This is a genomic window from Streptomyces sp. NPDC020362, from assembly GCF_040642095.1.
Classification (GTDB): domain Bacteria; phylum Actinomycetota; class Actinomycetes; order Streptomycetales; family Streptomycetaceae; genus Streptomyces.
The window spans coordinates 95,709-110,571 of record NZ_JBFAET010000001.1; the positions used below are offsets into that span (position 1 = coordinate 95,709).

Here is a 14,863-nt window from a genome sequence, read left to right on the forward strand (position 1 = left end):
GGGCCCCTTCCGTGATCCGCCGCGCTCCTGCCCCTGGCCCGCACGCCGCCCCGCCCGAACCAGTCGAGGTCCTAGGCCCCGTCTCAAGTCGTGATCAAGACGTGGGACGCCTCTCCGGTGGTTGTCCTTGGCTGGTGGAGACCCAGTATGGCGCGTACGGAACTGACGGACGATGACTGAGAGTTGATCGTGCCGCTCCTGCCGATGGGTAGGAGCGGCCCGTATCCGGAGCATCTGCGGGAGCAGTTCGAGGGTTGAGTCGTTCTTTCTTCGCCTGATGGTGTGGGGTGGGGGCGGAATTCGCGGGTTCGCGGTGCGGGGTCTGCTGGGGTTGGCGGGGTGAGTGAACGCAAGCCGTGTCCCCGCGACTTATCGGACGAGCAGTGGTCGTTGATCGAGCCGGTGATCACCGCGTGGAAGCTCCGGTACCGCTCGGTCAGTGGTCATCAGGGCGCCTGCGACATGCGGGAGATCGTGAACGCGATGCTCTACCAGGGGCGGACCGGCTGCCCGTGGGCCTACCTCCGCACGACCTGCCGCAGAAGAGCGCGATGTACTACTCCTTTGCCGCCTGGCGGGACGACGGAACCGACAGGGTCGTTCATGAACTGCTCCGCTGCCAGGTCCGTGAACGCGCCCCCGATGGGAGGAGCCGACCCTGGTGGTGCTGGACACCCAGAATGTCCACGCGGCCGTCGGGATCCCCGCCTCCACGACCGGCCACGAGAACCCGATTGCGAACCGCGAAGCCGACCGCACCTCTCCGATCCGGGTTCGACCGGCACTCGACCACCACCTCCGAGGCCAGCGGACGGTACTCGAGCCGATCCCGACTTCCCCGTGCCGAGCCGAAATGCACGCCCTCCCAAGGATGCCCGTCAAGAGGTCGTCGCTCGCCGCGCGGCCCCGGTCGCGCGTGTGCCGGCAGCGGGGTGAATGCCCTTGCCCTGGAGTCGCGGGCCCGAGGTCGTAGGGCCATGACACTGGCACGCAACACCTCCACGCCCACCTCAGGACCGCTGGCGCGAGCCTGACGCAGCGCGGCCCCGTGACGGATGCGCTGACATCAACGCCTGCCCCGGCCTCGCCGCTCGCCGGCGCGACTCCACCGGCGGGTCGCCGGCAAGGAGAGCCCATCCTGAGGCGGACGATGACCCGACGTCGCACTGAGAGCCGGAAGTCCACTTCAGGCGACCGCTTGACAACGAAGTCAAGCAGTCGCTTGAGTTCAATCGTGAGGCCAGAAAAAACGGACCTTCGCCGCGAGGCCGGCCGGCGAACGCGCGACGACCTGCTGGCGGCTGCTCTCGAGCTGCTCGCACAACGGGGGCAGGAGGGGGTGACCCTCCGCGAGATCACCCAGAACGCCGGAGCCAACGTCGCCGCGGTGAGTTACCACTTCGGATCACTGAAGGCACTGTGCGACGTGGCGATCGAGCACGCGCTGGAGCGATACCTGGACGCGCAGATTCAGGAGCTCGACGCTCTGGCGGGGAGCGCGACGCTGAGCGAGTTGGCCGAGGCATTCGCACGGCCGATGGTGAGCGCACTCGCGGCCGGGGGGCGGGATCTGGCCGTGATGCGGACCGTGGCGCGGGTGGGGATCGATCCGCCCGAAGGGTGGGAGAGGCTGGCCGGGAAGTTCGAGCAGGCCCGACGGCAGGCGGTGCGGGTACTGGCGGTGAACCTTCCCGAGGCCGACGAGCGGGAGCTCGTCTTCCGTGTCCGCTGTACGGCCGGGATGCTGAACTGGCTCGCGCTGGCACCCATAGGGGCCGAGCTGGGCGCCGAGCCCGCCGAGCGGGTGGAGCGGATGCTCATCCCCGTGGTGGCCGGGGCGTTCCGGGGAGCCCGGTAAGCGTCTGCATACCGCCGAATGGGCCGCGCCGGCCCAGCCCCACGATGAATTCAATCGCTTGCTTGACAAGACGGCCGAAGCCCTCCCATGATTTCAATCAAGGGTTTGAATGGATTCTCTCGTATGGGAGGGCACCATGAGCACCGACGCCGAGACTGTGGTCCGGGCGGCGTACCGAGCGGCCGAGGGCAGCGTCCTGGACGTGCAGGGCTTCGTGAACCTGTTCGCCGAGGACGGCGTCTTCAACAACGGCGTCGCCGGCGAGAGCCACCGCGGTGAGCACCGTGGCGCCCCGGTCGCCTTCATGGGAGCGCTCGCGCCCGATGTGCACCGCGAGCTGCACCGGTTTCATGTCATGGGCAACGTCGTCTCCGTCGAGCTGACGATCCAGGGCACCTTCACCCGGCCGTTCGAGACACCCGCCGGCACCATCCGGCCGACCGGCGCCGAGCTGAACATCCCCACCGCCGACTTCTGGTACATCGAGAACGGCAGGATCAAGGAGTTCAACTGCTACGTCGGTCTCAGCGTCATGCTCGCCCAGCTCGGTGTGCAGCCCGACTTCGCCTCCGTCGTCACGGCGTCGGCCCCCGTGACGAGCTGACCGAACCGCTCCGGTCGATCCCCGCACCATGCTGCTGGGCACCGCGCCCGCCCGATCACCGGCCTTCCGGGCAGCGCGTGTCCCGCAGACGCAAGGCACCGCGAAGAAGCAGGCACACCCTGCCCACCATCGGCATCATCCTCGGCAGCACCCGGCCCAACCGCGTCGGAGATCAGGTGGCGTGCTGGGTCCACGACCACGCCTCGCGCCGGACCGACGCCGGCTTCGAGCTGCTCGATCTGCGCGACCACCCCCTCCCGCACCTCGATGAACCGATGCCGCCCTCGCTGGGCCAGTACCAGAACGAGCACACCCGGCGCTGGGCCGAGACCATCGCCGCGTACGACGGATTCGTCATTGTCACCCCCGAGTACAACCACGGCGTCCCCGGCGTTCTGAAGAACGCCCTGGACTACCTCTACGCCGAGTGGAACAACAAGGCCCTCGGCCTGGTCTCCTACGGCGCCGCAGGTGGCGCACGTTCCGCCGAACAAATGCGCCTGGTCGCCGCCGAGCTCCAGATGGCCGACGTACGCCAACAAGTCACGCTCTCCCCGTTCACCGACTTCGAGGGCTTCAGCGTCTTCAAACCCAGCGACCACAGCCTGCGCACGCTGAACACCATGCTCGACCAGGTCATCGCCTGGGCCTCGGCCCTCGCCCCGCTACGGACGGCCCCGCTCGTCGCGACCTGACCCACTCGGCCGCGCGGACCGGTGGACCTCCGCTACAGCGACCGACCGGCCCACACGAACGGACTCACCATGACCCGATCCCCCGCCGATCTGATGCGAGTCAACCTTCTCGAGGTGTTCAACGAACCCGACTCGGATCGTCGGGCCGCGGTCATCGCCGAGAACTACGCGGAAGATGTGGTGTGGCATGAACCGGACCGCATCAACCGTGGGCGCACGGACCGCACCTCCGTACCGCCAGGCCTTCTTCTCCTGTCCGCAGTGCCCGGCGCGGTCCAGGCGCCGAGCGGAGCGAACCGGCCGCCTGCCCGGCCACTGACCGGGACGGGCCCGTCCCGGTCGCTTCGCGGTCGACCAACCAGAAAAGATAAAAAACGATAAAAAGGGAATATGCGTGGAGTTTCAGGTCGATCCGGGCATGATGTCTCCGATGCGCCCATGAAGTCTCATCGGCCCGGTCGGCTCCGTCAGGGGGGAGCGGAGCGGCGGTCGGCCTCGCTGCTGAGCGTGCACAGTCTCGCCGGCCAGGTCTTCCTTCTGCAGCTGGCGGTCGTGATGGTGCTCGTCGCCGCGAGCCTGGTGGCGCTCGTGGTGCAGGCCCGACGCGACATCATGGCGGACGCCCGGCACCGCACGCTCACCACGGCGCAGACGTTCGCGAACTCCCCAGGCGTCGTGACGGCGCTGAAGAGCGCGAACCCGACCGCGATCCTGCAGCCGCACGCCGAGGCGGCCCGGAAGGCCGCAGGCGTCGACGCCATCATCGTGTACGGCCTGAACGGAATCACCCTCACCCACAGCGACCCCCGTCAGATCGGGAAACACACCATCGGGCCCTACGCGGCGGCGGCGACCGGCAAGCCGTTCACGAGCACCTTCAAGGGGGCACTGGGGCTCTCCGTGATCTCGGCGGTCCCCATCAGGGGTCCCGACGGCTCGGTCGTCGCCATCGTCTCCGTGCCCGTCACGGTCGAGACGGTGCAGCACAAGCTGGACCGGCAGCTGCCGGTCCTCCTGGGCGGCGCCGCCACGGCCCTTGTCGTCGCCGCAGCCGGGTCGGGCCTGGTGAGTCGGCGGTTGCGGCGGCAGACCCATCGCCTGGGGCCGGCCGAGATGACCCGGATGTATGAGCACCACGACGCGGTCCTGCACTCCGTGCGCGAAGGGGTGCTGATCGTCGGCGGTGACAGCCGGCTGCTGCTGGCCAACGACGAGGCACGCCGGCTGCTGGACCTGCCGACGGACACGGAGCGGCGGCACGTCACCGATCTGGGCCTGGATGAGGACCTCGCCGGGCTGCTGGCCTCCGAGCGCCCCGCCACCGACGAGGTGTACCTGGCGGCCGACCGGCTGCTCGCGGTCAACAAGCGGCTCACCGCACCTCACGGCCCCGTCGGCAGCGTGGTGACGCTCCGGGACACCACCGAGCTGCGGGCTCTCTCCGGCCGGGCCGAGGCGGCCCGCGAACGGCTGAACCTGCTCCACGACGCCGGACTGCGGATCGGCACCACGCTGGATGTGAAGCGCACGGCCGAGGAACTGGCGGACGTGGCGGTGCCCCGGTTCGCCGACATCGTCACCGTCGAACTGCTGGACCCGGTCCTGCGCGGCGAGGAGTCCCCCGGTACGACCGCCGTGATCACCGAGTTGCGCCGCAGCGCCGTCGTCGGCCTGGACGCGGACGATCTCCTCCACCCCGCCGGCGAGCTGATCCGGTTCGTCCCGGTCCACCCCGTCTCCAAGGCGATGGCCGACGGCCGGCCAGTCCTGGTCGAGGACCTGAGCACCTCCGACGGCTGGCGGGCCCAGCACCCCGAACGCGCCCGACGGATCCTCGACCACGGAATCCACTCCCTGCTCGTGGTTCCGCTGCGAGCCCGCGGCGTGGCGCTGGGCGTGGTGTCCTTCTGGCGCGCGGAAGGCTCCCCGTCGTTCGAGGACGAGGACGTGTCCTTCGCCGAGGAGCTGGCCGCCCGGGCGGCGCTGTGCATCGACAACGCCCGCCGCTACACCCGCGAACACACCATGGCCGTCACTCTGCAGCACAGCCTGCTGCCCCGCGGGCTGCCCGATCAGTCCGCCCTCGAGGTGGCCTACCGCTACCTGCCGGCCCAGGCCGGGGCGGGCGGGGACTGGTTCGACGTCGTCCCGCTGTCCGGTACCCGGGTGGCGCTGGTCGTGGGCGATGTGGTCGGCCATGGTCTGCACGCCGCGGCCACCATGGGCCGGCTGCGCACCGCCGTGCACAACTTCGCCAGCCTGGACATGCCCGTGGAGGAACTGCTGAGCCGGCTGGACGAGCTGGTGACCCAGATCGACTCCGAGGAAGTCGCCGCGGACGAGGGACAGGGGACGATCACCGGGGCGACCTGCCAGTACGCCATCTACGACCCCACCTCCGGGCGGCTGGTCCTCGCCACCGCCGGCCATCCGGGACCGGCGGTGGTCCGGCCCGACGGGACCGTCGACTTCCCCCAGCTGCCCGTCTCCCCGCCACTGGGGCTCGGCGCCGGCCTGCCTGTCGAGACCGCCGAGCTGACCGTGCCCGAGGGTTCCCGGCTGGTGCTCTACACCGACGGACTGATCGAGGACCGGACCCGGGACCTCGACGCCGGCCTGGAGGCCCTGCGCGATGCCCTGACCGGGCCCGATCGCACGCCGGAGGCCACCTGCGAGACGGTGATGGCAGCCATGCTGTCCGACCGGCCCAGCGATGACATCGCGCTGCTGGTTGCCCGCACGTGCCGACTCGGACCAGCGCAGGTCGCCGAGTGGGACGTACCCCGTGACCCGGCGGCGGTGGGCCCCGTGCGCACCGCCTGCGCCCGCCGGCTGACGGAGTGGGGTCTGGAGCACGTCGCCTTCGCCGCCGAACTCATCCTCAGCGAGCTGATCACCAACGCCATCCGCTACGGCGCCGAGCCCATCACCGTCCGGCTGCTGCGCACGGAGCCGATCAGCGGACCCGCCGCAAGCACACTGATCTTCGAGGTCTCCGACGGCAGCAGCACCTCGCCCCGGCTGCGCCGGGCGAAAGCCACCGATGAAGGCGGCCGCGGACTGTTCCTCGTCGCCCGGTTCGCCGAACGCTGGGGGACCCGCTACACGCCCACCGGCAAAGTCATCTGGGCCGAACGGTCTCTCCACGACAGCGCCACGACGGAGGCGGAAGGACTCGACGACGTCCTGCTCGGCCAATGGGACGACACGGCACTGTGAGGAGGGCGTTTGAGTCCGTCTACGGTCGCGCACGCCGCGTGCCGACACGGGCGCGAGTGGGCGCCGAGGGCGTACAGAGGCGGCGTCCCGCCGGGGAAGCGCGCTGATCGCAGGCTTCCCGAGCGGGATTCCGCCATCGAGGCGGCCGGGTACCCTGGCCTCGATGACCACTTCGCGGCGCAGTGGGCCCTTTGCCTGTAAAAGTTCCGGAACTCCACGGCCGACCACGACTGCACCGGGCATTCCTCCGGCGGCCCGAGGCACCCTGTAGGTAGCAGACCTCCCTCGGTGACAACCCCATCCCCACGCCCTGGAGCAGTTGTGACCACACCCCGTGCCCGAGCAGCGGCCGCCCTCGGCTGCTTCGCTCTCGTGGCACTGGGCCTGAGCGCCTGCGAGAACACACCGACCGCCGGACTCGTGAAGCCATCGGTGGCCACCTCCGCCGAGAACGTGGGCGGCATGCGCGCGCTGATCGCAGCAGCGAAACAGGAGGGCACACTCAGAACGATCGCGCTGCCACGTGACTGGGCCAACTACGGCGGCCTGATCGACGGCTTCGAGAAGAAGTACGGGATCAAGGTCAGTGTCGAGGATCCGCTGGGCCACAGCGAGGACGAGATCGATGCCCTGAGGAAGAGGGGAAGCGGGCCGACAGCCCCCGACGTGATCGACGTGGGCGACGCGTTCGCGCGGAACGCGGCGGCGCAGAATCTGCTCGCACCGTACAAGGTCGCCGCCTACGACTCGATCCCCGACAATCAGAAGGACTCGAAGGCCCGCTGGTCCAACAACTACGGGGGCTACATCTCCATCGGCTGTGACGCCAACCGGGTCAAGCCCTGTCCGGAGACCTTCGCTGATCTGCTGAAACCCGCTTACCAGGGCAAGGTCGCCCTCGAAGGCGACCCGCCCCGATCGGCCACCGCCTTCGCCAGCGTCTACGCGGCTGCGTTGGCGAACAACGGGTCGTTCGATGACATCCAGCCCGGCCTCGACTTCTTCGCCAGGCTCAAGAAGAGCGGCAACCTCAATCCGCTCCATTCCAACTTGGCAACGGTCAAGGACGGCCGGACCCCCATCAGCATCAACTGGGACTACATCAACCTCCACTACGCCGACCAGCTCCGCGACAAGGGCGTGAACTGGCAGGTCGCGATCCCCTTCGACGGCAGCTTCGCCCAGTACTTCGCGCTGGCGATCAACAAGAACGCCCCGCGCCCGGCGGCTGCCCGCCTGTGGCAGGAGTACCTCTTCAGCCCAGAGGGCCAGAACCTCCGGATGCGCGGCTACGCCCGACCGGTACTCATGGACGCCATGAAGCAGGACGGCACCCTCGACAAGGCCGCCGCCGCACGACTGCCGACGGTCGAGGGAACGCCACAGTTCCCGACGGACGCGCAACTGGAGAAGGCAAAGGAGACGGTCGCCCGGGGCTGGGCGAAGGCCGTCTCCGGCTAGGGCCTGGCACGAAAGTGGATCTTGGTCGCGATGATCACGGCATGTTTCCGACGGCCATTGACACGTCGACGTGGTCAGCACCAAGTCAGCACGGCGCCTCCACCACCGTCGAGTGGTACGACAACTCATGCGATCGGAGCTAGGACCTGCGGTTTTCCACGAACCCGATCACGAAAGTCAGCACGGAACCAGCACCGGAACTCAACCGCGCCTGTTGGACCGAGCAGACGAGAGCTCCGTGCAGCGCGAGGCATGGATTCCGGAGTCCGGCGAGTCTCACAGACTGTAGTCACTTTCCGATTCCAGGCAACGCACCGCACGTCACTGCGTGACCACGCATGTGTCGGCCCCGCTTCACCAGCAGCAACCCGGAAGTCGCTGGGAGGTCAGCCGATCCGGTCGAGCACGGCCTGGAGGTCTTCGAAGGCGTAGGCCCAGTTGTGGCACTTGAAGCTCCGCAGATCCGTGATCGCCTCTCCGCAACCGTGGCACCGCAGTCCGGCGATGGCCTCGGGTGCCTCGGTGTTCACGTACTTGTGCACGCCCAGGATCACTTCCGCAATCATGGCTCGCTCATGCGTACGGGACAGTGCCGACGAGACGATGTCCAGCCAACTGGGTTCCCGGCCGCACGATCCACAGGCACGGGAGTCGCCGCTCACCCAGAGGGGTGCGCCGATCGTCCCGGCCTCCATGCCGAGGAGCTCTTCCACCTTACGCACGTCCTCGTCCTTGGTGACCCAGCGGTGGCGGCCGGGCAGCGCGGCGGGCGAGTCGTAGACGACCTGGAACACTGCGTTGCTCACTCTGCGGGTTTCACGCTGTGAGGTCATGGAGATTGCCTTCCAGCTGGGTCGTTCACGGAAGTCCGGGCTGCCCCGGTCCCGAGGGGTCCGGCACTGGCCGGTGTCGTGTGCCTCGCCTGCTTAGTGACCGCTGCGGGGCCTGCTCGCACGCAATAGCCCCGGAGATCGTCCGAGAGGATCGCCCCGGCACACCATTGGAGGACATGCCGTAGAGCGTCGCGCTGTCGGGCTGCCGTGTGTCCCTGTCTCGCAATCGGCACGGCAATCGAAGTGATCAGGCACGTGCATGACCTCAGCCCCCCATGTGCCGACTCCTGCCCGTCGCGCACGAGGAAGTGACGCATGGCCGAGCCGGCTGGACATCGCTGCTCAGAGCGGTGGCGGCCTCAGTGATGCCACGTCGGGGAGCAACTTGGGACGGTAGACGGACAGCGCGGGCACCGGCCGGGTATGCCACGGCCGAGTCGGGCACCTCAACCCGCTCCACCCGCCGCACCGCGTTCAACCGCACGGCCAGGCAACCGACGCGGTCTTCTTCACCCAAAGATGAATTGCACACCGCTGCGCAACAGCCCGGACGACACCGGCCATTGCGCACGCGACTCCCCCTACCCGCGCATCAACAGCCGGGATGGCAACAGGTCCTGCGTTCCGACGAACACCGCTGTCCGCGACGGATCCATACGCCACGCGTCATCGTCGCGATCCTCGCCGCCCGTAAACACGTGGACCCCCACCACCCCGGACAGGCCGCCGCTGCCAATCCACTCCCGCACGACCGCCGCCGTCTGCTCGACCAACGATCGAAGCGGCAGAACGAAGACCAGCCAGCGGGCCTCTCTGGGCACGCGCTTCGGAATCGGAATGCTCCAGACGGCGCCACAACCACGCCAGCACCCCAGCCGCCGTCATACCCGCAAGCCGGCCGCTTCTACGCCCGCCGAAGACCGGCTCGAGCCGGCTGGGGACAGCCCCAAGCCGCGGGCTCAGCAGCCTACACACAGTAATCGCCAGCCCCCCGGCCAAAAGGGGCGCGCCGCTCGGCGCAGGTCCAGGATCCAGCGCACCAGGGAACACCCGACTCGGCGGGGACGACGCGGACCGGCGTGGGCGACTCGTGCGTTCGGCTTCCGGTTCCTCAGCCCGCATTCGCGCAGCCGCTTCGCGGGCTTCCAGCCCTTCGAACGACGAAACCCGTCGCCCTCCGAACCGCATCACACCCCGGGCCTGGTGGGCGAGGAGTTGATCGCCCGCGCAGCCGAAGGTGGCTCCGCAGCTTGCGAAGAGGGCGGAGAATCCGAGGACGAACAGCAACGTCCCAAGCACCATGCGGCCCCGGCTTTCCTCCCGGCCCGCTTGGACGCCAGCGGCGGTTATGCCGTCTGCCAACCTGTTCCAGCCCGGGAGTGTCTCAAGGTCGTGGTACTGCGTCGGGGAGCGCAGGTAACGCGTTGCCCGTCACCACTGCCGCTTCGTGTCGTTGGTGCTCGCGTGGCGTTGTCGTTCAGCCAGGGGCATCGTGAGTGCGCTCCAGCAGATGGTGCGTTCGGCAAACCGCCCGTGTGAGGAGCGTTCTGCAGGGGGGATGCGGTGGTGTTGGCGGGTGAGCCGGTGTTGCGGATTCGGGATGTGTGCAAGAGCTACCGGCACCGTCCTGTCCTGCGGGGCGTGTCGCTCGATCTCCGCGCGGGCCAGTTGGTGGGCATCGTCGGCGAGAACGGGGCCGGCAAGAGCACCCTGCTGCGCATTCTGGTCGGGGATCTCGCCGCCGACAGCGGCGTCGTGGAGCGGGCGGGAGTGCTGGGCAGCTGCCCGCAGGACACGGTCCTCCACCAAGCCTTCTCCGTTGACCAGCATCTGAGGTTCTTCCAGGCCGCTTACGGCCTGGACAACCTGGACAGAGCTTTCGAGCTACTGGAGCAGTTGAATTTCAGCAGCTACCGGAACGAGCGGGTGGAGTCACTCAGCGGCGGCACGCGCCAGAAGCTCAACCTGGTCCTCGCCCTGATGCACAATCCCCAGGTGCTGCTCCTGGATGAGCCGTATCAGGGCTTCGACTGGGAGACCTATCTGCGGTTCTGGGACCTGGCAGCGGCCTTGCGGAACCGGGGCTGCGCGGTGCTGGTGGTCTCGCACCTCGCCTACGACGCCTCCCGCCTGGACACCCTGTACCGCCTTCAGGCAGGAGTGCTGCAGGAGAAGGAGCAGACCGGATCGGAGGTGGGGCCGGTATGACGCGGTGGTGGTCCTGCTTCCGTACGGCCTTACGGTTCGCGCTGATCGAGCAGGCACGCAACAGGCTGGCGCTGCTCATTGTGGTCCTGTTCGTGCCGTTGTGGACGACGTTGGCGTTCACGGTGGTAGCCCGTACGCCCTTGCGGTTCCGGATCCGTGCGGTGGGGCGCACGGTGGTCATGGACGGCAACATTCTGGTCCAGATCAACGGCGCTCTCCAGGCCCTGTCACTGGTCATCGCGTTCATGATGTTCGTCGCCACAGCCCGTGCCGCACTGTTCGACCAGCGACTGGTGCGAGCCGGCTATCCCCGCTCGAGCCTCGCCCTGGCGAAGTGCACCTCGCTCCTTCTGGTCGCAGCCCTGGTCGCCGTCTACACCACTGCGTGGATGCATCTGTTCTGGCGCCCCGAGCGGCTCCTGGTGCTCACTGCGGGGATGTTCACCGGTGCTCTGATCTACGGGGGCATCGGCATCGTGCTGGCGGCTGTGCTGCGCAGCGAGCTGGCCGGCATGTTCCTTGCCATCATGATCAGTTCCATCGATCTGGTGCTGCAGAATCCCTTGATCAACCCGGATGCGGACAGTCCCGTGGTCCGCTTCCTGCCGGCTTACGGGGCGGTGCAGACCTCTGTGGCCGCCGGCGGTTTGCAGGTGGTGCCGACCAGTTGCCTGCTGCTGGGTGCGGGGTGGGCCGTGGGCATGGCGGCGGTGGGCATGGCGGCCTTCGCCATCCGTACACGCACCCACCACTCGCGCACGGGACGGGGAATGCCGACTGGCATCGAGCAGGCCGTGCGGTTGCCGTGACTGGCCCGGTGAGGGCGTCGTTTCGATGGTGAACGGCCGCACGCGGCGGCAACACCACGTGAGGGGTGGGCTTTCAGAGGTGTCGCAACACAACGCTGCGGCTTCGGCTGCTTCACCTGCCCTGTCCGCCCCGCCGCCCGGCTCTTCCCACCCAGCCGGGGGCGAGGTGGTGCCTCGCTCTGCGGCGCGCTGGGCTTGGCTGCTCAGTGACGGCGGTGAGCCCCGTAACTGGATTCTGGTCCTGGCTCCGCTGCTGGGCCGGCACGCCGACGGATGGGCCGGCATCGGATGGGGGATGGTCGCGGCGGTGTTCACCGCGGTGCTGCCCACGCTGATCCTGGGGTTCGGTGAGCGCCGCCAGTACTGGGGCGACAGACATGTGCGACGGCGGCAGGACCGTATCGTGGCCGCCCCCGGGGTGATGGCCTCGGTCATCACCGGCACCGCGCTGCTGTACGGGCTCAAAGCTCCCGCCGAGGTGACGGCCCTGGTGATGGCGATGCTCGCCGTCCTGCTCATCCTGTTGGTGATCACCTTCTTCTGGAAGGTGTCGGTTCACTCCGCGGTCGCTTCCGGTGCCCTCGCCATCCTCAGCTCGGTCTTCGGCCCCTGGATGCTTGTGCTGACTCCCTTGGTGGCGCTGATCGGCTGGTCCCGCATCCGGCTGCGTTGCCACACCGTTGGCCAGGTCACCGCCGGGGTGCTGATCGGCGCGGCAGCCAGCGCACTGGTCTTCGACTTTCTGAGGTGATGGGTATGAGCCGGTTCCCGGATCCGAGCCCCGCTGATCTCGTCATGGTCAAGGCCGAACAGCTCGCGGAGCACCCGGACGCCAGCTCGACGGTCGGGGTGGTGCTGCACCTGACCGGAGCCGTGCCCGATCTTGGCGCTCTGCGCGAGCACGTGACCGCGCGTCTTGCCGATCTTCCCTGTCTGACGCATGTCCTGACCGGCGACGGGCCAACGGCACGGTGGATGCCTGCCGTCCCGGACATGGCCCGGCATGTTCGCGATCAACAGGTGGCCAGCGAGCGGGAGGCTCTGGAGGCAACCGTGCGGCTCCTCCTGCAAGAGCCCTGGACCGAGGGAGCCCCGGCCTGGCGCATGATCCTCCTGCACGGTCACGCGCCCGACGGGTTCGCCCTGCTGTATCTCACCCATCATGCTGTCCAGGACGGCGCCAACGTCGTCACGGTCATGGAAGTGCTGTTCGGGCCGCGGCTGTTGCCGGAACAGTTCTCAGTGCTCGCCCGCGACGTCTCCCCCATGCCCAGGCCCCGCCTGCGCCAAGTCCTGCGCAGCACCGTGACCCTGTTGCGCCACGCGCGCCAGCACCATCTGTGGCAATCCTCCTCGCACCCGCTGTCCAGCCGCCGTCACCTGCTGTGGACTCAAGCGCCCTCCGTCAGCCTGCGTACAGCGGCCCGCGCCGGCGGAGCCAGCACCAACGACGTCTGCCTCACCGCTGTGGCCCACGCGATCACCCAGTGGGCCGAAGACGCTTGGCCTCGCGCAGCCGTCGTCTCGATTCCCGTGATGGTTCCCGTCAATCTGCGCACGCCCGATGAGGTAGGGGCGCCCGGCAACCGGCTGTTCCTGACCCGGCTCGACCTGCCCGGCGGCACCATGCCTGTGGGCCGGCGGCTGGCGCGTACGCGAGCAGTCACCTCTCCCCTGAAGTCGGCCGGACACAAGACAGTGCTCCGGGCTGCTCTCACTCGCCCTCCCCTGCGGCTGCTCCAGCGCCTCGTGTCCGCAAGCACCGTCCCGGGCCGGCTCACCGTCTGTGTCTCCTATCTTGTGGTGCGTCGGCGTCTGCACTGCGGCGAGGCAGTAGTGCACCGCATGGACCCCATCATCTGCTGTCCGCCTGGCGTCCCCATGGCCGTTGCGGCGGTCAGTTACGGAGATACGACCAGTGCATGCTTCCGAATCGACCAAGCCCTTCCCGACGCTGACAGCCTTCCCGCACGCTGGCGCCAGGCTCTCGTGGAACTGATGGTCACAGCCCCGCCGCCCCCGGGTTGCTCTCCCGCGCCCGCGGGGCGCACACCGGCCGGGCGCGCAACGTCTGTCGTGCGTGCGCTGGTCACATGGCTCGCTCAACGCCCCACAGCGGCAGATGCTCGAAGAAGGTGACCGCCTCCTCACGCCACCGTGACCGCCAGCCGGAGGCCACTGCGGAAGCCTGCTCTGCGTAGCGCCGCATGTCCGTCTGCATCCGGACGGTCACACCGCGGTTCTCGCCGATCTCCCGGACGGCGGCGATGGTTTCCGGTGTGCAGGACCGGTCACCGAGCGCGGCTTCTACCAGCGCACGCTCGGTGCCGTCGATGGCGGACATCAGGGCACGGACGGTGTAGGTGTGCTTCCCGTCACGGATGTCGGTGCCGGTCGGCTTGCCCATGGTGGCCGCGTCCCCGAAAAGGTCCAGGTAGTCATCCCGCATCTGCCCGCAGATCCCCACCAGCCGTGCATAGTCGTGCAGTTCCTGCTTGAACAGTGCCGGCTGTTCGCCCGCGGCCAGGAGTCCGAGTTGCATGGGTGCGAGGATCGAGTAGCGGGCGGACTTGTAGTCGGCCACGCAGTGCAGGATCTGCTCGCCGGCGGTGGCGGTGAAGTCGCGTTCCAAGTCGATGATCTGGCCCACGAACGTGTCGGCGGCCGCCCGCGTCTGTACCTCGATCATGGGCTGCCGCACCGCGACAGGCAGCTTCGCGTCCAGCAGCACCTGCAGGGACAGAGCGAGCGCGAGGTCGCCCGCGAGTACGGTGAGGCCAACGGCCGTCTGCGGGCGGCCGGGGAACCGTTCACGGTAGGCGTAGTAGGTGGAAGGGCCGCCGCGGCGGGTGGGGCTGTCGTCGATGAGATCGTCGTGCACCAGGCCGTGGGTCTGCAGTAGCTCGATGCTCAGCGCCGCGGCATCCAGCCCTTCGACCGGCTCGCCGGTCACCAGGCGAGCTGCCTCATGCAGGAGAACGACCCGCATCCGCTTGCCGCCCCGCATGGACAGTTCCCGCAGCAACTGCAGGCAGTCCGGAGTGAAACGGCTGAACGACGGTGCATCGATCACGGCGCTCAACGTGTCGAAGTACTCCTCGAAGAGCGTGTTGAACCGGCGCTCGTATCCGGCGACACGATCGAGAACCTGCTGGGTCATGACGAGTTCTTCCTGC

At 68.5% G+C, this 14,863-nt stretch carries 12 protein-coding genes and 1 pseudogene; 10 read left to right on the top strand and 3 right to left on the bottom strand.

Features of this window, described 5'->3' with window-relative positions; translation table 11 throughout:
* Positions 1-339: 339 nt before the first annotated feature.
* From AB0H32_RS00375 to AB0H32_RS00400, 6 genes and pseudogenes are all read left to right on the top strand, one after another.
* A pseudogene (locus AB0H32_RS00375) lies at positions 340-727 on the top strand (transposase); the annotation flags it as partial.
* 507 nt (positions 728-1,234) lie between these two features.
* A complete protein-coding gene (locus AB0H32_RS00380) occupies positions 1,235-1,858 on the top strand; it encodes a TetR family transcriptional regulator (protein WP_361111753.1) in 624 nt (207 codons plus the stop codon).
* Positions 1,859-1,994: 136 nt separating this feature from the next.
* On the top strand, positions 1,995-2,462 hold the full coding sequence (locus AB0H32_RS00385; protein WP_361111756.1) for a nuclear transport factor 2 family protein: 468 nt from the start codon (positions 1,995-1,997) through the stop codon (positions 2,460-2,462).
* A 119-nt stretch (positions 2,463-2,581) separates the two neighbouring features.
* On the top strand, positions 2,582-3,157 hold the full coding sequence (locus tag AB0H32_RS00390; RefSeq protein WP_361112221.1) for an NAD(P)H-dependent oxidoreductase: 576 nt from the start codon (positions 2,582-2,584) through the stop codon (positions 3,155-3,157).
* A gap of 438 nt (positions 3,158-3,595) precedes the next feature.
* Positions 3,596-6,376 (top strand): SpoIIE family protein phosphatase, encoded by a 2,781-nt coding sequence (locus tag AB0H32_RS00395; protein WP_361111759.1) that lies wholly within the window; start codon positions 3,596-3,598, stop codon positions 6,374-6,376.
* 378 nt (positions 6,377-6,754) lie between these two features.
* On the top strand, positions 6,755-7,837 hold the full coding sequence (locus tag AB0H32_RS00400; protein WP_361112224.1) for an extracellular solute-binding protein: 1,083 nt from the start codon (positions 6,755-6,757) through the stop codon (positions 7,835-7,837).
* 386 nt (positions 7,838-8,223) lie between these two features.
* Here AB0H32_RS00400 and AB0H32_RS00405 read toward each other — a convergent pair whose 3' ends face one another.
* On the bottom strand, positions 8,224-8,643 hold the full coding sequence (locus tag AB0H32_RS00405) for a hypothetical protein (RefSeq protein WP_361111762.1): 420 nt from the start codon (positions 8,641-8,643) through the stop codon (positions 8,224-8,226).
* Positions 8,644-9,251: 608 nt separating this feature from the next.
* The gene (locus AB0H32_RS00410) at positions 9,252-9,491 is read right to left on the bottom strand and encodes a hypothetical protein (RefSeq protein ID WP_361111765.1); all 240 of its coding nucleotides are present in this window, start codon (positions 9,489-9,491) and stop codon (positions 9,252-9,254) included.
* An 820-nt stretch (positions 9,492-10,311) separates the two neighbouring features.
* On the opposite strand from AB0H32_RS00410, the gene AB0H32_RS00415 reads away from it, so the two are divergent.
* The 4 genes from AB0H32_RS00415 (at position 10,312) to AB0H32_RS00430 (ending at position 13,826) form a co-directional block, all read left to right on the top strand.
* Positions 10,312-10,878: an ABC transporter ATP-binding protein gene (locus AB0H32_RS00415; protein WP_361111768.1), complete on the top strand. Its 567-nt coding sequence runs from the start codon at positions 10,312-10,314 to the stop codon at positions 10,876-10,878.
* Between the two features lie 80 nt (positions 10,879-10,958).
* Complete coding sequence (locus AB0H32_RS00420; protein ID WP_361111771.1) at positions 10,959-11,687, top strand: ABC transporter permease; 729 nt, start codon at positions 10,959-10,961, stop codon at positions 11,685-11,687.
* A 169-nt stretch (positions 11,688-11,856) separates the two neighbouring features.
* Complete coding sequence (locus tag AB0H32_RS00425; RefSeq protein WP_361111774.1) at positions 11,857-12,438, top strand: hypothetical protein; 582 nt, start codon at positions 11,857-11,859, stop codon at positions 12,436-12,438.
* Positions 12,439-12,443: 5 nt separating this feature from the next.
* Entirely contained in the window at positions 12,444-13,826 is a 1,383-nt protein-coding gene (locus tag AB0H32_RS00430; RefSeq protein ID WP_361111777.1) for a wax ester/triacylglycerol synthase domain-containing protein, read from the top strand.
* Here the strand turns inward: AB0H32_RS00430 and AB0H32_RS00435 are convergent.
* Positions 13,777-14,847, bottom strand: coding sequence for a polyprenyl synthetase family protein (locus AB0H32_RS00435; protein WP_361111780.1), 1,071 nt, complete (start codon positions 14,845-14,847; stop codon positions 13,777-13,779). The genes AB0H32_RS00430 and AB0H32_RS00435 overlap by 50 nt on opposite strands.
* Positions 14,848-14,863 lie beyond the last annotated feature (16 nt).